18 protein-coding genes are annotated in these 23,807 nt (G+C 72.9%); 7 read left to right on the top strand and 11 right to left on the bottom strand.

The window, feature by feature from the left end:
- Positions 1-50: 50 nt before the first annotated feature.
- From sbnB to ACGFN2_RS07390, 3 genes are read right to left on the bottom strand one after another with little or no spacing between them, the layout of a single operon-like run.
- The gene (gene sbnB / locus ACGFN2_RS07400; protein WP_362612357.1) at positions 51-1,121 is read right to left on the bottom strand and encodes a 2,3-diaminopropionate biosynthesis protein SbnB; all 1,071 of its coding nucleotides are present in this window, start codon (positions 1,119-1,121) and stop codon (positions 51-53) included.
- Entirely contained in the window at positions 1,118-4,642 is a 3,525-nt protein-coding gene (locus ACGFN2_RS07395) for an amino acid adenylation domain-containing protein (protein WP_393358249.1), read from the bottom strand. Before ACGFN2_RS07395 ends, sbnB begins: the two co-directional genes overlap by 4 nt.
- 6 nt (positions 4,643-4,648) lie before the next feature.
- Positions 4,649-7,213, bottom strand: coding sequence for a Pls/PosA family non-ribosomal peptide synthetase (locus tag ACGFN2_RS07390; RefSeq protein ID WP_393358247.1), 2,565 nt, complete (start codon positions 7,211-7,213; stop codon positions 4,649-4,651).
- 456 nt (positions 7,214-7,669) lie between these two features.
- On the opposite strand from ACGFN2_RS07390, the gene sigK reads away from it, so the two are divergent.
- From sigK to ACGFN2_RS07375, 3 genes are all read left to right on the top strand, one after another.
- Positions 7,670-8,263 (top strand): ECF RNA polymerase sigma factor SigK, encoded by a 594-nt coding sequence (gene sigK, locus ACGFN2_RS07385; protein WP_362612379.1) that lies wholly within the window; start codon positions 7,670-7,672, stop codon positions 8,261-8,263.
- A complete protein-coding gene (locus ACGFN2_RS07380; RefSeq protein ID WP_393358245.1) occupies positions 8,263-8,553 on the top strand; it encodes a zf-HC2 domain-containing protein in 291 nt (96 codons plus the stop codon). The genes sigK and ACGFN2_RS07380 overlap by 1 nt, the downstream gene beginning before the upstream one ends.
- Before the next feature lie 138 nt (positions 8,554-8,691).
- The gene (locus ACGFN2_RS07375) at positions 8,692-9,438 is read left to right on the top strand and encodes an FCD domain-containing protein (RefSeq protein ID WP_362612347.1); all 747 of its coding nucleotides are present in this window, start codon (positions 8,692-8,694) and stop codon (positions 9,436-9,438) included.
- A 48-nt stretch (positions 9,439-9,486) separates the two neighbouring features.
- Here the strand turns inward: ACGFN2_RS07375 and ACGFN2_RS07370 are convergent, their stop codons facing one another.
- Positions 9,487-11,160, bottom strand: a complete 1,674-nt coding sequence (locus tag ACGFN2_RS07370) for an L-lactate permease (protein WP_393358243.1) — start codon at positions 11,158-11,160, stop codon at positions 9,487-9,489.
- Positions 11,161-11,365: 205 nt separating this feature from the next.
- Here ACGFN2_RS07370 and ACGFN2_RS07365 point away from each other — a divergent pair, with 205 nt between their 5' ends.
- From ACGFN2_RS07365 to ACGFN2_RS07355, 3 genes are read left to right on the top strand one after another with little or no spacing between them, the layout of a single operon-like run.
- A complete protein-coding gene (locus ACGFN2_RS07365; protein WP_362612342.1) occupies positions 11,366-12,133 on the top strand; it encodes a (Fe-S)-binding protein in 768 nt (255 codons plus the stop codon).
- Positions 12,130-13,701 carry a LutB/LldF family L-lactate oxidation iron-sulfur protein gene (locus tag ACGFN2_RS07360; RefSeq protein ID WP_362612339.1) on the top strand — a complete coding sequence of 524 codons (1,572 nt, stop codon included), beginning with the start codon at positions 12,130-12,132 and terminating at the stop codon, positions 13,699-13,701. The genes ACGFN2_RS07365 and ACGFN2_RS07360 overlap by 4 nt, the downstream gene beginning before the upstream one ends.
- Positions 13,698-14,336, top strand: coding sequence for a lactate utilization protein C (locus tag ACGFN2_RS07355; protein ID WP_393358241.1), 639 nt, complete (start codon positions 13,698-13,700; stop codon positions 14,334-14,336). Before ACGFN2_RS07360 ends, ACGFN2_RS07355 begins: the two co-directional genes overlap by 4 nt.
- A 42-nt stretch (positions 14,337-14,378) precedes the next feature.
- On the opposite strand, the gene ACGFN2_RS07350 is transcribed toward ACGFN2_RS07355, so the two are convergent.
- Complete coding sequence (locus ACGFN2_RS07350; protein WP_393358239.1) at positions 14,379-16,355, bottom strand: heavy metal translocating P-type ATPase; 1,977 nt, start codon at positions 16,353-16,355, stop codon at positions 14,379-14,381.
- Between the two features lie 95 nt (positions 16,356-16,450).
- Between ACGFN2_RS07350 and ACGFN2_RS07345 the strand changes: the two genes are divergently transcribed.
- Positions 16,451-16,831 (top strand): metalloregulator ArsR/SmtB family transcription factor, encoded by a 381-nt coding sequence (locus ACGFN2_RS07345; protein ID WP_362612331.1) that lies wholly within the window; start codon positions 16,451-16,453, stop codon positions 16,829-16,831.
- Positions 16,832-16,981: 150 nt separating this feature from the next.
- On the opposite strand, the gene ACGFN2_RS07340 is transcribed toward ACGFN2_RS07345, so the two are convergent.
- From ACGFN2_RS07340 to ACGFN2_RS07315, 6 genes are all read right to left on the bottom strand, one after another.
- Positions 16,982-17,776 (bottom strand): carbon-nitrogen hydrolase family protein, encoded by a 795-nt coding sequence (locus ACGFN2_RS07340; RefSeq protein ID WP_362612328.1) that lies wholly within the window; start codon positions 17,774-17,776, stop codon positions 16,982-16,984.
- Positions 17,777-18,140: 364 nt separating this feature from the next.
- Entirely contained in the window at positions 18,141-19,565 is a 1,425-nt protein-coding gene (gene aspA, locus ACGFN2_RS07335) for an aspartate ammonia-lyase (protein ID WP_362612326.1), read from the bottom strand.
- Positions 19,566-19,657: 92 nt separating this feature from the next.
- Positions 19,658-20,677, bottom strand: a complete 1,020-nt coding sequence (locus ACGFN2_RS07330; protein WP_362612324.1) for an asparaginase — start codon at positions 20,675-20,677, stop codon at positions 19,658-19,660.
- Positions 20,674-22,257, bottom strand: coding sequence for an amino acid permease (locus ACGFN2_RS07325; protein WP_393358236.1), 1,584 nt, complete (start codon positions 22,255-22,257; stop codon positions 20,674-20,676). Before ACGFN2_RS07325 ends, ACGFN2_RS07330 begins: the two co-directional genes overlap by 4 nt.
- Positions 22,254-22,991 carry a FadR/GntR family transcriptional regulator gene (locus ACGFN2_RS07320; RefSeq protein ID WP_362612322.1) on the bottom strand — a complete coding sequence of 246 codons (738 nt, stop codon included), beginning with the start codon at positions 22,989-22,991 and terminating at the stop codon, positions 22,254-22,256. The genes ACGFN2_RS07325 and ACGFN2_RS07320 overlap by 4 nt, the downstream gene beginning before the upstream one ends.
- 169 nt (positions 22,992-23,160) lie before the next feature.
- Complete coding sequence (locus ACGFN2_RS07315; RefSeq protein WP_393358234.1) at positions 23,161-23,766, bottom strand: GNAT family N-acetyltransferase; 606 nt, start codon at positions 23,764-23,766, stop codon at positions 23,161-23,163.
- Positions 23,767-23,807: the final 41 nt, after the last annotated feature.

The following is a 23,807-nucleotide window of genomic DNA, read 5'->3' as shown; positions in this document are numbered from 1 at the left end:
GTCTCCTCACCTGCGGCAGCGAGGCCCCGGACGGCCGGGGGCCCGGCTGCTCATCCGTATCGCCGCAGTTCGTGGAAGAAGCCGTCGACGACCTGGAGTTCCCCGGACCGGACCACCTCGTCGTAGACGTACTTGCCGACCGCGAGGTCGAGCACCCCGAGGCCGAACGGGGAGAAGACGGCAGTCCGGCCGGCCGGCACCGCGACCCGGCCGGCCAGCACGTCGTCCAGCGTGCCGTGCAGGAACTCCCGGCCGCCGGTGAGCTGTTCGGCCAGATGCGGGGAGGTGGCGGCCCGCAGGCAGTGGTCGATGTCGTCGACGATATTGGTCGAGGTCAGCAGGATCTGCGGGGCGAGGTCGCGCAGCGACACATGCAGCACCACCGGGTGGTGTACGAACCAGGAGACCTCGTGGACATGCGGCTCGGGGGCGACGGTCGCGAAGACCACCAGATCGCTGGAGCGGATCAGCTCCTCCGCGCTGCGGTGCACCGTGACCCGCCCGGTGGTACGCCCCTGTTCCAGGTAGAGACGGAAGCCGGCCGCGCTCTCGGCGGACAGGTCGTGCACGCCGATCTCGTCGAACGACCAGCCGGTCCCCTCCAGGAACGTGTGGATGTAGCGGGCGATCAGGCCCGCGCCGAAGAACCCGACCCGGGCCGGGCGGGGGCGCCCGCGGCTGAGCCGGTCGGCTGCCGAGGCCGCCGACGCCGCGGTCCTGGTGGCGCTGATGATCGAGCTCTCCAGGCAGGCGAACGGGTAGCCGGTGTCGTAGTCGTTGAGGATCAGCACGGCCGACGCCCGGGGAATCCCGGCGGCCACGTTCGGCGGGAAACTGGAGATCCACTTCAGTCCGTCCACCCGGGCCGTTCCGCCGATGGAGGCGGGCAGCGCGATGATCCGGGAGGACGGGCGGTCGGGGAAGCGCAGGAAGGACGAGGGCGGGTTCACCGACTCGCCCGCGCCGTGCAGCCGGTAGGTGGCCTCCACGACGTCCACGATCTCCTTCTCGCGCCCTTGCAGCGCCCGGTGCACCTGGGCACCGGAGATCACCGCGAAGGACGGCGCCGGGGACGGCCCGGGGGAGGCGGGCCGGGACGGGGTGGGGCGGACGGTGGTCATGGGAGAGTCACCTCGACGGTCGGTGAGCAGTCGGCCAGGCGCACCGGGTCGGCCAGGGCGACGACGACATCCCGCGGCCCCTCGAAGGGCTCCCTGCTGTGCGCGGTCCGGACGTTGTCGACGAGCAGCAGGTCACCGGCCTCCCACGGCCGGCGCGCGGTGTGCGCCTCGTAGACCTCGTTGAGCAGGTCCACGACGTCCTCGGAGAGCGGTTCGCCGTTTCCGTAGTGCGTGTTGAACGGCAGCCCGTCGGGGCCGTATTCGTCGATCAGGTAGTCCCGCACCTCGGGCGCCATCGTCCAGGCGTTGAGGAACGCGATCTGGTTGAACCAGCAGCGGCGGCCGCTGACGGGGTGGCGCACCACGGCACTGCGCCGCTGCCGGGTGCGCAGACCGCCGTCCGGCTGCCAGGCGCACTCGATGGCGTGGGTGCGGCAGTAGTGCTCGACGGCGTCCCGGTCATCGGTGCCGAACGCCTGGTCCAGCGTGGCGCCGATCTCGGGATGGTAGCTGCGGGTCAGCAGCCAGCCCTCCCGCTCGAACCGCTCGGTCAGGGCCGGTGGCAGCGCGTCCAGTACGGCCGTCGAGTCGGCCACCGCGGTGGCCCCGCCGGTGGTGGGGGTGCTCAGGCACGCGAACAGCATCAGTCCGGGGAACTCCAGGGTGTAACTCAGCTCGTGATGCATGCACATCGGCTGGGTCGGCGGCCACTTGGACGAGGAGTAGACGCCCTCGGAGTACGTCTGCCGCGCGGCGAAGGCCTCCCGTTCGGACAGCGGAGCGGCGTCCAGGGCACGGAGCACGGCGCCGACCTCCGCCGGGTCGCCGATCCCCAGGCCCCGGACCAGCACCGCACCGTGCTCGGCGACGACGGCGCGCAGCGCGTCCCGCCGTTCGGCCGCCCACCGCGCCGCGCCGTCGGTGGCCCCGGTCCGCAGCATCGGCGGCGCGCCGGGTTCCCGTTCCAGCTCGGGCGGGGAGATCGAGAGTGACGACACCATGGGGGTTCTCCTCTCAGTAGCGGCGCGGGCCGCGGCCGGCCGTTGCCCGGACCCGCCGTCGACCTGCCGGGCGAGATCGGCGAGCACCGGATAACGGGTGAGGTCCCTGACCGAGACCGCCCGGTCCAGGGAGATCGCGAGGGCCACGGCCGACAGCGAAGTGCCGCCGCAGTCGAAGAAGTTGTCCTGCCGGCCGATCCGTTCCTGCGGCATGCCGAGCACCTCGGCCCAGGCCGCGGCCAGCCGCCGCTCGGTCGGCGTCCGCGGTGCGTGGTAGTCCTCCTCGACCGCGTCGAGTCCGGCGGCCAGTGCCTCCAGCGCCCTCTTGTCGATCTTGCCGTTGGCGGTCAGCGGAAGGCTCTCCCGCCAGAGGAAGACCGACGGGACCATGTACTCCGGCAGCAACTCGCCCAGCCGGCCCCGCAGTACATCGGCGTCCAGCGCGTGCCGCCCGGAGTAGAAGGCCACCAGGCGTTTGCCGTGCCCCGCCCGCTGGGTGACCACCACCGTGCCGTCGCCGACCCCGGGCACGCGGAGCAGCGCGTTCTCGATCTCCCCCATCTCGATACGGAAACCACGGATCTTGACCTGGCTGTCCCGGCGGCCGAGGAACTCCAGCTTCCCCTCCGGGAGCCAGCGGCCGTGGTCGCCCGCCCGGAAGAGCCGGAGCCCGGGACGGTGCGGGTCCGGCAGGAAGGCCAGCCGGGTGCGCTCGGGATCGTTGATGTATCCGCGGCCGACGCAGACCCCGGAGAAGACGATCTCGCCGGGAGCGCCGAGCGGCACCGGCGCCAGCTGCTCGTCCACGACGTACACCCGCACATTGCCGACCGGGCGGCCGAGCGGGATGCGCTCGCCGGCCGGCACCGCGTCCATGACCTCGTGGTTGGTGTCGTCCGACGTCTCGGTCAGCCCGTAGGCGTTGACCAGCCGGATGCCGGGGTGGGCGGTGAACCAGCGCTGCACCAGCTCCTTCTTCAGCGCCTCACCGGTGACCGACACACAGCGCAGGTCCGGCAGTTCCCGGGGCCGCTGGGCGAGCGAGGACAGGACGACGTCGAGGTACGAGGGGACCACCTGGAGCACCGTGGCCCGGCCGTCGGCCACCGTGTCGACGAAGCGCCCCACGTCCAGCACGGCCGACTGCTCGACCAGCAGCGTCCGGCCGCCGACCAGCAGCGCCGCGAGCAGTTGCCACAGGGAGATGTCGAAGCACTGCGGCGCGGTCTGGGCGACCACCTGGCCCTCGCCGATCCCCAGGTCGTCGATCTTCGCGTAGAGGTGGTTGAGCATGCCGAGGTGCTCGCACATCGCGCCCTTGGGCTCGCCGGTGGAGCCCGAGGTGAAGTAGATGTAGGCCAGTTGGTCCGGACCGACGCGAACCTCCGGGGCGTGGTCGTCGTGGCTCGCGGCGCAGACGGCGTCGATGTGGAGGGCCTGGACGCCGGGCACCGAGGTGAGCGCCCGGTCGAGGCCGCCGGTGCTGCCGGGCTCGGTCAGCACCAGCCGGCACCCGGCGCGCGAGAGCATCAGCGCGATCCGGCCGGGCGGGAAGTGCGGCTCCACGGGCAGGTACGCGCCGCCGGCCTTGAAGACCGCGAGGACCGCGGCCAGCCACTCCAGATTGCGTTCGGTGACCACCGCGACCACGTCCTCGCGGCCCAGCCCGCGGGCCAGCAGGGCGTGCGCCAGCCGGTTGGCGCGGACGTCGAGTTCCCGGTACGTCCACTGCCGGCTCCCGTGCACGGCGGCGACGGCGTCCGGGTGCGCCCGCACCCGCTCGGCGAACAGCTCGTGGAACCGCCGGTCCGGCAGCGGCCGGTGCGGACCGGCCAGCCCTTCGAGCTGCCACCGCAGCTCCTCGGTGGAGAGCAGGGACTGCCGCCGGTGCTCGGCCGCCGGGTCGGCGGCCAGCAGGGTGAGCGCCGTCCGGTAGTAGCCGCCGATCCGGGCGGCACACTCCTCGTCGAGCACCTCGGTCCGGTACCGCAGCCGCAGCAGGTCCCGGCCGTCCCGGCGGACGAGGGTCACCCGCAGCACGGTCCCGCCGTCCGGGCCGCCGTCCGTACCGGGCGGGCCGAAGACGGTCTCGGGGGACGGCCCGGCGCGCCCCGGCTCCGGGCCGTCCCCGTCGGCCGGGAACCGCCGGTGCTCCAGCAGCGCCACCTCCGCCCGGCGGGTGTCCCGCAGCAGGTCCCGCCAGGAGCGGGCCGCGGTCGAGAGCCGGCACGGCAGCGGTGGGCCGCCCGGCCCGGCGAGGTAGCCGGTCGTGACCTCGCGGTCGCCGGACAGCACGGCGAGCACCTTGGCGTGCGCCGCCAGCAGCACCGAGCTCAGCGGCATCCGCAGCGTGCCGGCCAGCCGGTGCAGGGCCGTCAGCAGGCGCTCGGGCAGGACCGTCTCGTGCACGGCGGTGCCCGGTGCCGGGACCCGGGTCCACCGCGGTACCCGGGTGAACGCGCCGTCGGTCACCGCACCGCGTCGGCGTGCGGTGCCGTCGGCTGTCATGGATGGGGTCATCGGGTGCTACCTCCCGTCCTCGCCGGTGTCGCCGCCGCAGGTCTGCCGGGCCGGGTTCCCGCCCCACTGCGCGTGCGGCGGGACGGCCTCGCCCTTCATGAGGAAGGAGTCGGGCGCCAGCATCGCGGCGTCGCCCACCGTCACGCCGTAGTGGACGAAGGCGCCGACGCCGAGCGTGCAGCCCGCCGCGAGCGTGCTGCGGTCGGACTTGAAGGTGCCGTCCTCCTGCGAGTGGCACTGGACGACACTGCCCTGGTTGAGGGTGCAGCCGTCCCCGATGGCGGCCAGCGTCCGCTCCGTCAGATAGCAGCCGTCGTCGAAGACCTTGCGGCCGATCCGCACCCCCAGCAGCCGCCAGATGAGGTTCTTGAACGGGGTGCCGTTGAAGAACAGCAGATACGTCTCCGAGGGCACCTTCCAGAAGCGCTCCCGCCGCCAGAAGCGCCGGTCGTAGATCGAGCAGAACAGCGGGGTCAGCGGGTGGAACACCGTCACCGCCCGTTCGACCAGGACGAAGTAGACGACGCCGGAGACGAGGACCAGCACGTTGGCCAGTGCGAGCGCCAGGGCGCCGAGGGAGTCGTAGAGCTCGGCGGCGAGCGCCGCGAGCAGCGTGATCCAGAAGAAGTAGAGCCACCGCACCAGGAGATAGAGGCCCATGGTGGCGGCGTTGTGCCGGTTCTTGGCGGCGAGGCGGCGGCCCAGCCGCTCGCCGTTCTTCAGCTCGTCGAAGGTGCTGTCGCGCTGTACCGAGCGGGGTATCTCGAAGGCGGGTGAGCCGAGCAGCCCGACCCCCTCCCGGACCTCGCCGTCGACCGGGACCATGACTTTCGTCGCGAGCAGGCAGTTGTCGCCCGTCTTTCCCCGCGAGGGGTAGGCGATCCGGTTCCCGAGGAAGTTGCGCGGCCCGATCGAGGTCCGGGAGACGCGGAAGGAGGTGGCGGAGAAGTCGGCGTTCATGACGGACAGACCGTCGGCGACCATCGTCCCGCTCCCGACGGAAGTCAGGTACGGGCTCTCATGCTTGACCTCGGTGCCGAAGTTCGACCCGGTCTGTTCCACCCGGGAGAGGTCGTAGCCGAGGCACCGCAGGTAGTGCACGATGGCGGAGCTGTCGCCGAACAGCCGCATCAGGAACTTCCGGTTGGTGCTGAGGGCGATCAGCCGGTGCACCCCGTAGTGGAAGCCGTACAGCGGATAGACCCGGCCCGGCCGGATGGTGCGGCTGAGCAGTCGCGGGACCGTGACCTGGAAGAGCAGGCCCAGGGGCACGGCGGCGAAGAAGAGCAGCGACACCGCCAGCGCGTCCGTGTAGAACGACCAGCTTCCCAGGGCCGTGGGCCCGGGTTCCAGGACCGCGGTGAGCTGCGGTGCCTCGGCCAGCAGGATGCCCACACCGCCGATCGCCAGCGGCACGTACAGCAGCAGCACGGTCGCCATCTGGAGGCAGCTGTGCAGCGTCCTGCGCACGGCGCCGCAGGCGGCCGGCTCGACGAAGCGGAAGTCCACCCCGCACCGCTGCGCCGGGGACCCGTGCCAGCTCTCGCCGTCCGGCACCATCTGCCCGCTGTGCAGCGACGAGGCGTGGCCCAGCTGGGCGCCGTCGCCCAGCGCGGTGTCGATGTCGAGCACGGTGGCCTCGCTGATGACCACGTGCTCCCCGAGAACTACCGCGCCGGTCTGGATCAGCCCGGCGCGGGCCCGGTAGCAGTTGAGGAACGCGTCCTTGCGGATGACGGTGCCGGCGCCGACGGAGAGCAGGTCGGTGCACACCGGCACATTGCGCGAGAAGACCGCGACGCCCCGCCCGAGGTGCGCGCCCAGGGCCCTGAGGTAGAGGGTGTAGAGCGGCGAACCGACGAACAGGACCAGGGGGTTCGCCCGGATCAGCGTCTTGACGGCCCAGAAGCGGACGTACCGCAGGCTCCAGACCGGGAACTGCCGGGGCTTCCAGCGGCCGACGAGGGCCCACTTCACCGCCACCGGAACGGCACACAGCACCAGCAGTGCGGCCGCGCCGCACAGCACCGACCGCAGATATCTGTCGAACAGCCCGGACCCGGCGCTGATCCACTCATAGCTCCAGGCCGTCAGGACCGCGACGAGACAGCTGTACCCGAGGAAGGTCAGCAGCTGGAGCGCGCCGCACAGGACGTAGCGGGCGGTGCCCGCGATCACGGGAGCCGGAGCGGGCGGCGGGGGAGCCGGGGCGGTGGCCTCGGCCGGGCCGCCGTCCTGGAAGGACGGCGCGGAGTCCGCCAGGGCCGTCGCCAGCTGCCGGATCGTCGGATACCGGTAGACGTCCTTCATCGACACGGCCGGCAGGTCGGCACGCTTCCTGACCCGCGCGCAGAAATGTGCCATCACCAGGGAGTCGGCGCCCAGATCGTCGAAGAAGTGCTGGTCCACCGGCACCTGCCCGGCACCGGTGACCTCGGCGAGGGTGGCGGCGAGCGCGCCCTCGATCCCGGTGGCCGGTTCGCCGGCGGCGGTCGGATCAGGTGCCGCGCACCGGCCGGCTGACGACTCCGCCGGATACGAGGTCAACTCTTCGACCGGCTTTCCGACCATTGCGACCTCCCTGAGAAGCGCCGACGACCGTCGTCCGTCCTCCCGGTCCCGCAGGCGCTCCGGTTCGCGTCGCACGGGCAGTTCCTAATGTGTATTCGAGGCCCATGGCGATATGGATTGCCAAAAGGGGATTTTTCTCCTTACCGGCGATCTCTCGTGCCCTCGCGTCAGCGCCCAGAAGCCGGGGTGACCAGCCGTTTCGCGCCCCTTACCGGTCACTTGCCCGGGTGCCGTCGAGGTCCGTACGCGACGGGCGGGCCCCGGCTGACAGTGCGGTGCAGTGCGCGGGCCGGGCGCGGGCGGACTCAGCCGAACGGGCCCCGACCGGCTGCGCCCACCGTGAGGCGGCGTCAGCCTGGGAGGGCGCGGCCGACGCGTGACCACGCGGCCCGGCAGCCCTTCCCGGGGCACGGTGCGCAGACTGACGAGGGGACGGTTCGACAGGTCGTGAGGCGCATTCCGCACACCGCATCCGAGGGGCCCCGGCCGCCGGAGCGGTCGGCCGCGGACCGTGGCGTGGACGGTCTGCTGGTGCTGGTCGCCCAGGGCGACCAGACCGCGTTCGCCGGGGTGTACGACGCCCTCGTGGTGCCCGTCATGAGCCTGGCCTACCGGATTCTGCGCGACGAGGCGCAGGCTGAAGAGGTGACGCAGGACGTGATGCTCGAAGTGTGGCGGAAGGCCGGCCGGTACCGCCCCGAGCGCGGCGCCGCGAAGTCCTGGGTCCTGACGCTGGCCCACCGGCGGGCGGTGGAACGGGTGCGGGCGGTACGGGCCGGTGCGGAGCGCGAGCGGAAGGCCGCGCAGCTGGCCCACCAGACCCCGTTCGACGAGGTGGTGGAGGCCGTCGAGGAGCGGGAGGAACGGGCCCAGGTGTACCGCTGCCTGGCCGGCCTCGGGAACACCCAGCGCCTGCCGCTGGTCCTCGCCTACTACCAGGGGCTGACCTACGCGGAGGTCGCCGAGGCCCTGTCCACTCCCGCGGGCACGGTGAAAACGAGGATGCGCACCGGACTGCGGAGACTGCGCGTCTGTCTGGGAGGTGACTGATGTCCGCCGTCGAAGATCCGCACGAGGCGGTCGGGGCGTATGTCCTGCACGCCCTGCCGCCCGAGGAGGCGGCCGCCTTCTCGCAGCATCTGGCGGGCTGTGACGCCTGCACCCGGGAGGCCGCCGACCTGGATGCCGCCGTCGCGTGTCTGGCCGACGCGGAGGCGGTGGCCCCGCCCGAGGCGCTGCGCCGGCGGGTCCTCCAGCAGATCGCGACCACCGCCCAGGAGCAACTGCTCCGCCGTGCACCGTCCCGGCACGAGGAACCGCGACTGGACCTGGAAGTCTGACCGGGCGGCGGGCGGGCCGCCGCGCCCCTGCCCCGAGGCCGGGCCCGCCCGCCCTCGGCGGCCGGTGTGGTCCGACCACACGTCTTGTGTGACATAGTTTTTGCACGGGACAGTCAGGGCCGAGCCGGGGAGTTGGGGATGACCGCCGAATGGCGACCTGTGCGGCAGTCGCGCACGCATGAGCTCGTCCTGGAGCGCATCGAGGAGCGGGTGCTCGCCGGAGAACTCAAGGCGGGGGACCGCCTGCCGCCCGAGCGCGAGCTGGCGCCGGTGCTCGGCGTCAGCCGGTCCGCGCTGCGCGAGGCGCTGCGGGTGCTGGAGACGATCGGGGTGCTGGTCGCCCAGGCCGGACGCGGGCCGGACGCCGGAGCGCGGATCGTACGGAACCCGGACGATGCGCTGGGCAGGCTGCTGCGGCTGCACTTCGCCCTGGGCAGCTACCGGCTGCACGATGTGCTGGAGGCCCGGGTGGTCCTGGAGCGCTCCAGCTTCGAGGCGGCCGCGGAGCACGCCTCGGCGGAGGACCTGGACGAGGCGGAGGCGCTCCTCGGACGGATGCGGGAGCCCGGTGTGGGGGCCGCCGACTTCAACGACCTGGACACCCGCTTCCATGTCGCCATCGCCCGCAGCTCCGGCAACCAGCTGACCTCCACGCTCACCTCGGCCGTGCGGGAGTCGGTCCGTCCGCTGATCCTGCGCGCCCTGGAGACGGCGGAGGACTGGCCCGCCACGGCGGAGGCGCTGAACGCCGAGCACACCGAGCTGCTGCGCCTGGTGCGGGCGGGCGAGGGCGCGCGGGCCGCCGATCTGGCCGAGGCCCATATCCGTGGCTTCCACGGCAGGCTGGTCGACGAGGACGCCCCGGTGGAGCAGGAACAGGAGTAAGCAGGACCGGGGGAGAGGACGGCGTCGGGCCGCCCCCTCCCGCACGCCCTACGGCAGCATCCAGGACAGCACCGGCAGTGACTGCAGCAGGACCAGCACGCACAGCACCGCCAGCATCGCGACGCTGTATCCCGCGACCTTGCGCAGCAGAATCCGCTCGCTGCCGGGCTGTTCCACCGCGGTCGCCGCGATGGTCAGGTTCTGCGGGCTGATGAGCTTGCCGACCACGCCGCCCGTGGTGTTGGCGGCCACCAGCAGGGTCGGGTCGATGCCCGCCGTCTTGCCGGCGGTCTGCTGGAGCGTGGCGAACAGCGCGTTCGACGAGGTGTCCGAGCCGGTGACGGCGGTGCCGAGCCAGCCGAGGACGGGGGAGAGCAGGGCGAAGAGCCCCCCTGTGGCGGCGAGCCAGGTGCCGATGGCGAGGGTCTGCCCCGACTGGTTCATGACGTAGCTCAGCGCCATCACGGTGGCGACCGTGGCGATGGCGGTGCGCATGGCCCGCACGGTGCGCCCGGCGCAGGACAGGGCCGTGCGCGCACTCATCGGGAAGCGGTCGGCGTCCTTCGCGCGGCTGTAGACCAGCATCACCAGAAGGCCGGAGAGGATCAGCAGGGTGCCGGGGTTGCCCAGGACGTCCAGCTTGTAGACCGCGCTGCCCGCCGGGGAGCCGTCGGGGGCGAGAAGGCTGCCGTACAGGCCCGGCCAGTCCACCTGGAGGGTGACGGAGCCGAGCAGCGCGGGCATGTCGAGGCCGCCGAGGTCGAGCTTGGCGAGCGCGAAGACCGCGATCACCAGCAGGTACGGCAGCACGGCGAGGACGGTGCGGCGGCGGGTCAGCGGTTCGGCCGCCACGTGGGAGCGCTGGTCGTCCGGTGTCGTGGGGCGCCAGAAGCGCAGCATGACCACCGCGGCGCCGAAGCCGGCGAGTGCGGCGACCACATCGGTCAGCTCGTAGGCGAAGTGGGCCGAGCACCAGAACTGGGACGCGGCGAAGACCGCCCCGGTGACCAGGGCGACCGGCCACAGCTGCCGCACCCCGCGCCGCCCGTCGACGAGGAAGAGCAGCAGCTGCGGAACGAAGAGGGCGAGCAGCGGGCTCTGCCGTCCGACGACCGCGGCCAGTGACTCGGCGGGGATGCCGGTGAGGCCGCCCGCGGTGGTGAGGGGAATGGCCATGGCGCCGAAGGCGACCGGCGCGGTGTTGGCGACCAGGACCGTCACGGCGGCGGTGAGCCGGGGCAGCCCGAGCGCCATCAGCATGGCGGCGGTGATCGCGACGGGCGCGCCGAAGCCCGCGAGCGCTTCGAGGAGCCCGCCGAAGCAGAACGCGATGAGCATGGCCTGGACCCGCAGATCGCCGCGGCCCACGGAGTTGAAGCAGCGGCGCAGATCGTCGAAGCGGTGGCTGACCACGGTGAGTTCGTAGAACCAGAGGGCCGACACGACGATCAGCATCACCGGGAAGAGGCCGAAGACCGCACCCTGGGCGGCGGACAGTGCGCCGAGCCCGAGGGGCATGCCGTAGCCGAGGACCGCGACCAGGAGGGCGGCCAGCAGGGCGCCGAGGGCGGAGTGCAGCGCGGAGCGCCGGGCCGCCATCAGCAGCACGAAGAAGGCCGCCAGGGGTATCAGGCCCAGGAGCGCGGTCAGGGTGAGGCTGTCCCCGACGGCGGCCACGTCGGGGGTGTAGGCCGCCAGGGCAGCGGACGGAGTGGTGGCCACGGAGTCTCCTCATCGAGTTCTGCGCCGCCAGGCCGGGCGGGAACGTCCAGTCCCCGGCCGGCGCGGCGCCATGTGGCTGACGCAACGGCCCTCAGTAGCCCATCGGAGATGTCGCATGTCAATAAGGTCGGACCAAACTGCGTCCTTACTTTTCTTCTGCGGTTCGAAGCGAGTATGGTCGGACCATAAGCGCCAGGGAGGCTCCATGCGCATCGCACTCTTCGCCACCTGTCTGGGAGACACGCTCTTCCCGGAGGCGGTGAAATCCACCGCGGTCCTGCTGGCCCGTCTGGGCCATGAGGTGGTCTTTCCGCCGCAGCAGACCTGCTGCGGCCAGATGCATGTCAACACCGGCTACCAGCGTGAACCGGTGCCGCTGGTCCGGAACTTCGCCGAGCAGTTCGGCGACCCGTCGATCGAGGCGGTGGTGGTGCCGTCCGGCTCCTGCGCCGGCTCGGTCCGCCACCAGCACGAGGGCGTCGCCGAACGCTACGGGGACGCGGCCCTCCGCGCCGGGGTGGCCACGGTCAAGGACAAGACGTACGAGCTGTCCGAGTTCCTCGTCGACGTCCTCGGCGTGACGGCCGTCGGGGCCTACTTCCCGCACCGGGTGACCTACCACCCCACCTGTCATTCGCTGCGGATGCTGCGGGTCGGCGAGAAGCCGCTGCGGCTGCTGCGCGCCGTCGAGGACATCGACCTGGTGGAGCTGCCCGAGGCCGACGCCTGCTGCGGCTTCGGCGGCACCTTCGCGGTCAAGAACGCCGAGACCTCCACCGCGATGCTGCGCGACAAGATGCGTCATGTCACCGGCACCGGGGCTGCGGTGTGCACGGCCGGCGACTCGTCCTGCCTGATGCACATCGGCGGCGGACTCTCGCGCCTCGGGGCCGGCACCCGGACCCTGCACCTGGCGCAGATCCTCGCGTCCACCCGCACCGCGCCGCACGTCCTGACGGAGGCCGCCCGATGAGCAGTCCGACCGGCCCCACGGCGCCCGGCACCTTCCTCGGGATGCCCGCCGTGCCCCCGCGCTCCCCGTACGGCGCGGGCCATCTCCGCGGCGAGCAGGCCTTCCCCCGCGCCGCCCACGACGAGCTGGGCAATGAGCAGCTGCGCCGCAACCTGGGCAAGGCCACCCACTCCATCCGCGCCAAGCGCCTCGCCGTCACCGGTGAACTGCCCGACTGGGAGCAGCTGCGCGACGCCGGTGCGGCGATCAAGACGGACACCATGAACCGGCTGCCCGAACTGCTGGAGCAGCTGGAGCGGAAGGTCACCGAGCGCGGCGGCACCGTCCACTGGGCCCGGGACGCCGTCGAGGCCAACGAGATCGTCACCCGGCTGGTCCGGGAGACCGGCAGCGACGAGGTCCTCAAGGTCAAGTCGATGGCCACGCAGGAGATCGGCCTCAACGAGCACCTGGCGGACCAGGGCATCGCGGCCCTCGAAACCGACCTGGCCGAACTGATCGTGCAGCTCGCCGACGACCGGCCGTCGCACATCCTGGTGCCCGCGATCCACCGCAACCGCGAGGAGATCCGGGAGATCTTCCTCCGCCGCATCCCGGGCGTCGACCCCGCACTGGACGCCGACCCCGCCCGGCTCGCGGCCGCGGCCCGCGCGTTCCTGCGCGAGAAGTTCATGACGGCCCAAGTGGCCGTCTCCGGCGCCAACTTCGGGATCGCCGAGACCGGCACCCTGGCGGTGGTGGAGTCCGAGGGCAATGGCCGGATGTGTCTGACGCTGCCCCGGACCCTGATCACCGTCATGGGCATCGAGAAGGTCCTGCCGCGCTTCCAGGACCTGGAGGTCTTCCTCCAGCTGCTGCCACGCTCCTCGACCGGTGAGCGGATGAACCCGTACACCTCGCTGTGGACCGGGGTGACCCCGGGCGACGGGCCGCAGGAGTTCCATCTCGTCCTGCTCGACAACGGGCGGACGGCCGCGCTCGCGGACCGCATCGGGCGCGCGGCGCTGCACTGCATCCGCTGCTCCGCCTGCCTCAACGTCTGTCCGGTGTACGAGCGGACCGGCGGCCATGCCTACGGATCGACCTACCCCGGCCCGATCGGTGCGGTGCTCACCCCGCAGCTGGCCGGGATGCACGGCGCCAAGGACGACCCCAACAGCTCGCTGCCGTACGCCTCCAGCCTGTGCGGGGCCTGCTTCGATGCCTGCCCGGTCAAGATCGACATTCCGTCGCTCCTGGTCGAGCTGCGCCACCAGCACACCGAGCAGTCCGGCACCACCCCGGAGAAGCTGGCGATGAAGGCCGCGGCCGCGGTGATGAAGCAGCCCAGGCTGTTCACCGCCGCGCAGAAGGCCGCCGGGCTCGGACGCGTGCTGGCGGGGCGGGACGGCACGCTCTCCCGCCTGCCACCGCCGTTCAACGGCTGGAGCGACAGCCGGGACACCCCCGCCCCGCCCAGGCAGTCCTTCCGCTCCTGGTTCGCCTCCGCCGAGGGCGCGGCCGCGATGCGGGCCGCGGCCGAAGAAGGCGGCCGGTCCACCGACGACGATCCGCAGGAGGCCCCATGACCGCGAGCGCACGGGAGACGGTGCTCCGCCGTGTCCGGGACGCCCTGACCCTTTCCGACGGGGCCGAGGTGACGGTCCCGCGTGCCTACCGCACCGGCCACTCCCTCCCCGACGACGAGCGGCTCGCCCTCTTCACCGACCGGCTCGTCGACTACCGGGCGGTGGTGCGCACCTGCACCACCGCCACGACAGCGGAGGTGCTCGCCGAGGTGCTGCGCGAGCACGGCGCCCGGCGGATCGGGGTACCACCGGGCCTCGATCCGGCCTGGCTGGCCGGGTACGACGGGGAGACGGTGACGGACGCGGCGGAGGTGCCCGCGCCCCGGCTGGAGGCGCTGGACGGGGTGGTGACCTCATCCGCCGTCAGCTGCGCCGAGACCGGCACGATCTTCCTGGACGGCGCCGCCGCGGACCAGGGGCGGCGCGCGCTGAGCCTCGTCCCCGACCTGCATGTCTGCGTCGTCGGTCTGTCGTCGGTGCGGACCGGTGTGCCGGAGGCGCTCGCGCAGCTGACGCCGGAGCACCCGATCACGATGATCAGCGGCCCCTCGGCCACCTCCGACATCGAACTGGAACGGGTGGAGGGGGTACACGGCCCGCGCACATTGGCGGTGGTGATCCGCACCGACGGCTGAGCGGCCGCCCCGGGCCCGGCGCGGCGGTGGACCCGGCGTACCTCACGGGGCCGGCCGCGCCGCCCGGCGCCATGCCGCCTCGCGCAGCAGCCGCAGCCCGTTGAGGCCGACGAGGACGGTGGAGCCCTCATGGCCGAGGACGCCCAGGGGCAGCGGCAGGTCACCGAGCAGGTCCCACAGGACCAGGCCGGAGAGGCACACCGAGGCCAGCACCAGGTTCTGGACGACCAGCCGGCGGGCCGTACGGGACAGCGCGATCACGGCGGGCAGGGCGGTGAGTTCGTCCCGGACGACGACCGCGTCGGCGGTCTCCAGGGCGAGGTCGGAGCCCGCCCGTCCCATGGCGATCCCGGTGTGCGCGGCGGCCAGCGCCGGTGCGTCGTTCACCCCGTCACCGACCATCAGCACCCGGCGCCCGGCCGCCTCCTGTGCACGGACGATGCCGACCTTGTCCTCGGGCAGCAGCCCGGCCCGGACGTCGGTGATGCCGACTGCGGCGGCGAGTGGGGCGGCGGCGCGGGGGTTGTCGCCGGTCAGCAGCACCGGCGTCCGCCCGGTGAGCGCCCGGAGGCCGCTGACGGTGGCCGCCGCGTCGGGCCGCAGCCGGTCGGCGAGGCCCAGCACCCCGGCGGGCGCCCCGTCGCGGAGGACCAGCACGGCGGTGTGCCCGGCCTCCTCCAGTGCGGCGACCAGGGCACCGGCCTCCGCGCCGGCCGGATCGCCGGCGGTCAGCAGCCGGGCCGGGGCGCCGACCGCGATCCGCGTCCCGCCGACGGTGGCCCGGACGCCGGTGCCGGGGGAGGCGGTGAACTCCTCCACGGCGGGCAGGACCAGGCCGCGGGCGCGGGCGGCGGCCACGACGGCGCGGGCCAGGGGGTGTTCGCCGGCGTGCTCCGCCGCGGCCGCCCAGGTCAGCAGGGTCTCCTCGGTCACCCCGGAGCCGGGCAGCGGGCGGATCGCGGTGACCTGCGGGGTGCCCGCGGTGAGGGTGCCGGTCTTGTCGAGGGCGACGGCGTCCACCTGGCCGAGGCGTTCCATGACGACGGCGGACTTGACGAGCACGCCGTGCCGTCCGGCGTTGGCGAGGGCCGACAGCAGCGGCGGCATGGTCGCCAGCACCACCGCGCACGGGGAGGCGACGATCATGAAGGTCATCGCCCGCAGCAGCGCACGGGCCGGATCACCGCCGAAGAGGAGCGGGAGCACGAAGACGGCCACGGTGACGGCCACCATGCCGACCGAGTAGCGCTGTTCGACCTTCTCGATGAACAGCTGGGTCGGCGCCTTGGTCTCCGAAGCCTCGGCGACCATGGCCACGATCCGGGCGAGCACGGAGGCGCCGGCATCGCGCTCGACCTTGATCCGCAGCGCCCCGGTGCCGTTGAGGGTGCCGGCGAACACCTCGTCACCGGGTTCCCTGGTCACCGGCAGCGGTTCACCGGTGATGGTGGCCTGGTCGATCTCGCTGATCCCGGCCAGCACCCGGCCGTCCGCACCGACCCGTTCGCCGGGGCGCACCAGGACGGTGTCGCCCACGACCAGGTCCGCGGCGGCCACGGTCGTCTCGCTGCCGTCGTCGGCCACCCGGGTCGCGGTGTCCGGCGCGAGAGCGAGCAGACCGCGCACGGAGTCCCGGGTGCGGGCGGTGGCCAGCGCCTCCACGGCACCGGAGACCGCGAAGATGACGATCAGCAGCGCACCGTCCCGCACTTGGCCGATCGCCGCCGCCCCGAGCGCGGCGACGATCATCAGCAGATCGACGTCCAGGGTCTTCTCCCGCAGCGCCCGCAGCCCGGACCAGGCCGGCTCCCAACCACCCGTCACATAGGCGACGGTGTACAGCGGAACCCACCCCCAGGCCGGTACGCCGGTGAGGTCCAGCAGCAGGGCGAGGAGAAACGCGAGGGTGGCGCCGGCCGCCCAGCGGGCCTCGGCCGGCACCCGGAGCCGGGGACGGCGCGGGGCCTCCGGGCCGGCCCCGGAGGCTCGGGGTGGACGCTTCAGTACGGCAGAAGGCATGACGGGACAACCCTTCGCGGGCGGGGACCGGCAGGGCCACCACCGTACCGGAACAAATGAAGAGGTCTTCATTCTTCGTCGTTAGGATGACCCTCATGGGCCATGGAATGGATGACCACCGCACCACCACCCGCGAGCGCCTGGACGCCGTGGGTGCCGCCGATGTCGCCGCCACGCTCCAGGCCCTCTCGACGCCCTCGCGGCTGCGCATCCTGGCCCGCCTCCAGGAGAGCCCCTGCGCGGTCGGCGATCTCGCCGCCGCCGTCGGCATGGAACAGTCCGCCTGCTCCCACCAGCTCCGGCTGCTGCGCAACCTCGGCCTGGTCACCGGCGAGCGCCACGGCCGCTCGATCGTCTACGCCCTCTACGACCACCACGTGGCCGAACTCCTCGACCAGGCCCTCTTCCACGTCGAGCACCTGCGGCTGGGCCTCCATGACACCCCGTCAGGAGCGGCGGACGCAGTACCCGGCTGACGGCCCGCCGCCGCCCCGGCCCGCGAGCCGGACGGGGACGCCTGGCCTGCGAACCGGAGGGCGACACCCGGCCCGCGAGCCGGACCAAGACGCCCGGCCCGCCCGGCCGGGACGGTCCGGCGGCCGGGCGGACGCGCCGGGTGTCGCCGCCTACATGCTCCGGTTGTCCAGCACGGCCACGGCCCGCCGTACGCGGGCGGTCTCCTCGGTGTCCACCTCACCGATGAGCAGGTCCGCCGTGTCGCCCAGCTGTCCGCGGACGGTGCCGTCGGGGCCGATCAGCGCGCTGTGCCCGACGCCGGTGGGCATCTTGGTGGGTGCCTCCGGGTCGGCCTGCGGGTCCGGGGCGGCCTGGTTGACGGCTGCCATCCAGACCGTCGCGTCCAGGGCCCGGGCCCGTACCAGCAGGTCCCACTGCGCGCGCTTGCCCGGTCCCGCGGCCCAGGAGGCGGGCAGCACCGACACCGTCGCCCCGGCATCGGCATGGGCCCGGAACAGCTCGGGGAACCGCAGGTCGTAGCACGTCGCCAGGCCCACCCGGACCCCGTCGACATCGATGGTCACCACGCGGTTGCCGGGGGCGACCGTGTCGGACTCCCGGAACCCGAAGGCGTCATAGAGATGGATCTTGTCGTAGGACTCCTCGACCCCGGGCCCCGTGGCCAGCAGGGTGTTGGCCACCCGCCCGTCCGGCGTCGGCGTGAACATGCCCGCCACCACCGTCACCCCCGTCTCCCGGGCCACCGCCCGTACTCCTTCCGCCCACGGCCCGTCCAGCGGCTCGGCGACCTGCCCGAGCGGGGCCCCGAACCGCACCATGGCCGCCTCCGGAAGAACCACCAGCCGGGCCTCCTCCCGTGCCGCCCGGCGGACCTGCTCCTGGACGCCGGCGAGGTTCTCCTTCGGATCGGACGATGCCGTCATCTGGCACAGCGCGATACGCATGCGGATCTCTTCTCTCTCGTGTCTCTCTCGTGCCGATCGGTCTCTTCATGGCCTGGTACGGGGCGCCGCCCCGACCCGTCCTGGCGCGCCGGACGCGCTCAAGACCATCCTGCCTGCCGTCCGGCCTGCGACGGGGGTCGGGCGGGTGGTCTGTCCTCATCGTGCGCTGTATCCCCTCCTGGAAGCATGTCCGGGAGGCAGACCCCGGTGGTCCGGTGCAGCGGGCTGTGCACCGGTGCGGGCGGTCCGACCGCGCGCGGTGGCGTCGCACGCCAACGGGCCGGGCGGACGCCCCGGAAAAAGGGACGCCCGCCCGGCCCGTGCCGTCCTTCCGGCCCCGGTGTGCCGTGGCCGGAGCGGAGGGTCAGCCCGTCGCGGTCAAGTCGCCGCCCGTGCCCGCGATTTCCTCGGGGCGGAGCAGGGCGGCGAGGCGGTCGGCGGGGAGGAGGCCCTGTTCCAGGACGAGTTCGGCGACGCCGCGGCCGGTGGCGAGGGCCTCCTTGGCGATCGCGGTGGCCGCGGTGTAGCCGATGTGCGGGTTGAGGGCGGTGACCAGGCCGATGGAGTTCTCGACGCTCGCCCGGAGGGTCTCGGTGTTGGCGGTGATGCCTGCCACGCAGCGTTCGGCGAGGGTGCGGCACGCGGCCCCGAGGTGGGTGATGCTCTCCGAGAGGGAGTGCAGGATGACCGGTTCGAAGGCGTTGAGCTGGAGCTGGCCCGCCTCGGCGGCCATGGTGATGGTGACGTCGTTGCCGATGACCTCGAAGGCGACCTGGTTGACGACCTCGGGGATGACCGGGTTGACCTTGCCGGGCATGATGCTCGAACCGGCCTGCACCGGCGGCAGGTTGATCTCCGCGAGCCCGGCGCGCGGGCCGGAGGACAGCAGCCGCAGGTCGTTGCAGCTCTTGGAGAGCTTCACGGCGATGCGCTTGAGGACGCCCGACAGATGGACGAAGGCGCCGCAGTCCTGGGTGGCCTCGACGAGGTTGGCGGCGGTGACCAGGGGCAGACCGGTGAGGGCGGCGAGGTGGGTGCGGGCCGCCTCGGCGTAGCCCTTGGGGGCGTTGAGGCCGGTGCCGATGGCGGTGGCGCCGAGGTTGATCTCGTGGATCAGCAGGACCGCCTCCGCCAGCCGGCTCTGGTCCTCCTCCAGCATCACCGCGTACGCCGAGAACTCCTGGCCCAGGGTCATCGGCACCGCGTCCTGGAGCTGGGTGCGGCCCATCTTGAGGATGTCGCGGAACTCCTCGGCCTTGGCCGCGAAGGCCTCGCGCAGCACCGTCATCGCGTCGAGCAGTTCCCGTACGGCGATGATCGTGGCGACGTTGACGGCCGTCGGGTACACGTCGTTCGTCGACTGGCTCAGGTTGACGTGTTCGTTGGGGTGCAGCCGGCCGTGGTCGCCCTTGGCGTGGCCCAGGATCTCCAGCGCCCGGTTGGCGATCACCTCGTTGGCGTTCATGTTCGTCGAGGTCCCGGCGCCGCCCTGGATGACGTCCACGACGAACTGGTCGTGCAGCCGCCCGTCGGTCCGGATCTCCCGGCAGGCGGCGGCGATCGCGTCGGCCCGCTCGGTGTCGAGCAGCCCGAGGTCTTCGTTGGCCCGCGCCGCGGCCTCCTTGACGGCGGCGAGCGCGTTGATCAGGTGCGGGTAGGCGGCGATCGGCGTGCCGGTGATGGGGAAGTTCTCCACGGCGCGCAGGGTGTGCACGCCCCAGTAAGCGTCGGCGGGTATCTCCCGGTCGCCGAGCAGATCGTGTTCGCGGCGGTGGCCGGCGGCAGTCATGGTGCAGAGGGTCCTTTGTGAGGGGGAGCAGAGGAGGGAGGGGAGAGCCGGGGCGGGGTGCCTAGGAGGGAGGTGATGAGGCGTCAGATGTGTTACGGGGCAAGGGAGTCCACTGCCCGCAGGGCGCCGACCGGTGCGCCGCCGCCGATGACGGGGGCGGTGGCGAACGGGGCGAGGACCTCGGGGTCGACGCCGCAGCGGGCCAGGGCCGCCGCCGTCACCGGCATCCGGGCGCGGTCGGCGCCGTCGGCGATCTTCACGCCGACCGCCCGCCCGTCCGGCAGCGCCGCGATCTGCACGCCCTCGAAGCCGTCCTTGGCGAGCAGACCGGGCACCGCCCCCACCAGCCGGGCGACATCCCGCGCGCTGCCCGACACCATCTCCGGGTGCGCGCGCATGGCCTGGGCGACCAGGCCCTCACCGGTGCCGGGGGCGGCCGTCGCCAGCCGGGCGGCGGCCCGGGTCAGGCCGTGGAGGGAGACGGCGAACAGCGGGGCGCCGCAGCCGTCGACGGTGACCCGGGCGATGCCCTGCCCGGTGAGGTCCGCCACCGCCGCCGCGATCTCCTCCTGCAGCGGATGGCCGGGGTCGAGGTAGCCGTCCAGGTCCCAGCCCCGGGCGCGGGCCGTCAGCAGCATGGCGGCGTGCTTGCCCGAGCAGTTCTGCGCGAGCCGGGTGGGCCCCAGACCGCGCCGCAGCCACTCGTCCCGTACGGCGGGGTCGTACGGCAGATCGGGCACATTGCGCAGCTGGTCCTCGGTGAGGCCGCCGGCGGCCAGGATGCCCCGGGCCGCGGCCAGATGCTGCTCCTCACCGGAGTGGCTGGCCGCGACCAGGGCCAGCGACGGCTCGTCCAGCGGCGGCAGCCCCGCGCGCAGCAGACCGACCGCCTGGACCGGCTTGAGCGCCGAGCGCGGGTAGAACGCGGCCTCGATGTCGCCCGCCTGGAAGGCCACGCTCCCGTCGGCCGCCAGCACCACGACCGAGCCGTGGTGGACGCCCTCGACGAGGCCTCCGCGCACCACATGGGCGACGGGGACATGGGCCGGTTCCCGGACGGCGGGCGGTGCGCCCGTGGTGCGGTGCGGCGGCAGGGTGGTGCTCTGGCTCATGATCCGTTCTCGGTGCTCTCGGTGCCGGAGGGAGGTTCTGTGGGGCGGGGCCGTTCCGGGTGGGCGGCTTCTGCGCCGGGCGGTGTGCCGGGTGCGCCGCCGGACCGCGCGGCGGCCTCCTGGAGGGTGCCGACCCGGCCCCGTACCAGGAACCAGCCGCCGACCAGCGCGGCCACGATCAGCGGCAGCGACAGCACGGTGGTCCGGCCGGCTCCGCCGTCGGCCCACATCAGGACCAGGACCAGGGCGAGGAAGGCCAGCGTCACGCTCTCGGTCCACGGCGAGCCGGGCAGCCGGTAGCCGGGGCGGACCAGCTCCCCGGCGCGTGCCTTCCGCCAGAAGCGCAGATGGCAGATCATGATGATCGCCCAGGTGCTGAGGATGCCGAGCGCGGCGAAGTTCAGCACGATCTCGAATGCCTCGCTCGGCACCACGTAGTTGAGCCCGACGCCCAGGACGCAGACCCCCGAGGTGAGCAGAATGCCGCCGTACGGGACCTGGCTGCGGCTCATCACGCCGGTGAACCGCGGCGCGGAGCCGGACATCGCCATCGAGCGCAGGATGCGGCCGGTGGAGTAGAGGCCGGAGTTGAGGCTGGACATCGCGGCGGTGAGCACGACGAGGTTCATCACACCGCCCGCGGCCGGCACGCCGACCTTGGACAGCACGGTGACGAAGGGGCTCTCCCCGGCCGAGTACGCGTTCCAGGGCAGCAGCATCGCCAGCAGTACCACCGAGCCGACGTAGAAGACGGCCACCCGCCACATGATGGAGTTGATCGCCTTCGGCATGACCTTCGCCGGCTCCGCGGTCTCGCCCGCCGTGACGCCGACCAGCTCGACCGACGCATAGGCGAACACCACGCCCTGGATGACCAGCAGCATCGCCAGCGTCCCGGCCGGGAAGACACCGCCGTTGTCGGCGAGCAGCGAGGGGCCGGGGGAGTGGCCGGCGACCGGGTGCTGGGTGACCAGCAGGAAGATGCCGATCAGCATGAAGACGACCAGCGCGCCGACCTTGACGATCGCGAACCAGAACTCCAGCTCACCGAAGATCTTCACGGAGATGAGGTTGACGGTCAGCACGACCGCGAGCGCGATCAGCGCGATCACCCACTGCGGGACGTCGGAGAACATTCCCCAGTAGTGCGTGTAGGTCGCCACCGCCGTGATGTCCGCGATGCCGGTGGTCGCCCAGTTCAGGAAGTACATCCAGCCCGCGACGAAGGCGCCCTTCTCGCCGAGGAACTCCCGGGCGTAGGACACGAACGCCCCCGAGGACGGCCGGTGCAGCACCAGCTCACCCAGGGCGCGCACCACGAGGAAGGCGAACAGGCCGCACAGTGCGTACGCCACGGCCAGCGACGGCCCGGCCGAGGCGAGCCGGCCGCCGGCGCCGAGGAACAGCCCGGTGCCGATGGCCCCGCCGATCGCGATCATGTTGATGTGCCGGGCCTTGAGGGACTTCTGGTAGCCGGCGTCACCGGCGTCCACGTGCCCGCCCGCCTGATGCCGCGCGGCGTCCCGCTCCGCCGCCTCTTGTTGCTGCCGTTCCGCCTGCCGGAGGGACTGCTCGCTCACGCGTGATCCTCGTCTTCCGTGGAGGGGGGCGTGCGGTGTTGCGGCCGCACGATGGTGGTCAGCGTCGTCTCGACGCGGGCGAGGTGGTGCGCCATGGCTTCCACCGCGTCGTGTTCGGAGCGGTCGACGAGTGCCTCGACGATCGCCCGGTGTTCCCGGTTGGACTGCTCGCGCCGTCCGCCCAGCTCGTTGAGGAAGGCCGACTGACGGGCCAGTGCGTCGCGGATCTCCTCGATGACCCGGCGGAAGACCGGGTTGCGGGCCGCCTGGGCGATGGCGAGGTGGAAGAGACTGTCCATCGCCACCCACGCGGTGGTGTCGGTCTCCTGCTCCATCCGCTCCAGCAGATGGTGCAGATGGTCCAGGTCCTCCGCCGTGCAGCGCACCGCCGCGTAGCCGGCCACCGGGATCTCGACATGGCGGCGCACCTCCAGCAGGTCGCTCGCCGCGTAGTCGCCGAAGGTCGGGTCGGCCACCGCGCCGTCGGAGATCACGAAGGTGCCCTTGCCGGTGCGGGAGACCGTCAGCCCCATCGTCTGGAGCGCCCGCAGCGCCTCCCGGAGCACGGGTCTGCTCACTTCCAGCCGCCGGCAGAGCTCCGCCTCGGAGGGGAGCTTGTCCCCGACCGCGTACTCGCCCCGCTCGATGGCGCCGCGCAGATGGTTCAGGACCGCTTCCATCGCGCTGATCCGGCGAGGCATCTCGCCAGCTGTCTGGCTGTCTGACAGGTTCACCCAGGGATCGTCGATTCCCGCCGGGGGAGCTGTCAAGGGGTGGGGGGGGGGGGGGGGGGGCCCGGGCGCGCCCCCCCCCCCCCCCCCCGCCCACCCCCCCCCCCCCCCGCGCCCCACCCCCCCCCCCCCCCCCCCCACCCCGGTGCCGTCCCGTTCCGTGCCGGAGCCGCTACCGCGGGTGCGGCGGTTCCGCCGCGCGCCGTCCGCTGCCGCGGAAGTCCAGCATGTAGAAGACCTTGTCGTAGCGGCGTCCGCCCATCGCCACGAAGTCGGGCAGCCGGCCGTACTCACGGAAGCCGAGCGACCGGTAGAGGGTCAGTGCCCTGGTGTTGTCGGCACGGGCGTCCAGGGTGAGGACCTCGATGCCCGCCCCGCGGGCGTCCTCGACCAGGGCGCCGGTCAGCGAGCGGCCGAGGCCCCGGCCATGGGACCCGGCGGCCACCGCGATCTTCTCCAGATCCGCGTGCTGCCGGTTGGTCGGACGGGCATAGCGCAGCCAGTACCCCAGCCCGACCAGCCGGCGGCCGGTGTACGCCGCCCGCAGCGCCCCGTCGCCGGTGTGGGCGGCCCGCAGCACCCGGTCGGTCAGCTCCGCCACCTCGCCCCGTCCGGGCGGGTCGGTCCAGCCGAGCGGCGCACCGCCGCTGACCAGGTCCGCCAGGATGCGGTGGGCCGCCTCGGCGAAGTCCGTCGCCCGCTCCGGATCGGCGGCCAGCTGAAAGGCGTCCAGGATCTCGGGCGCCGTGTCCGTTCCGCTGGATGTCGTGGCATTCATGATCGGCAGCCTAGGGGGTGGGCGCACGCTGCCATAGAGCA

This window comes from Streptomyces sp. NPDC048612, from assembly GCF_043199295.1.
Taxonomy (GTDB): Bacteria; Actinomycetota; Actinomycetes; order Streptomycetales; family Streptomycetaceae; genus Streptomyces.
Note: the sequence above shows the minus strand (reverse complement) of the source record. Positions and strands in the feature narration are given on the sequence as shown.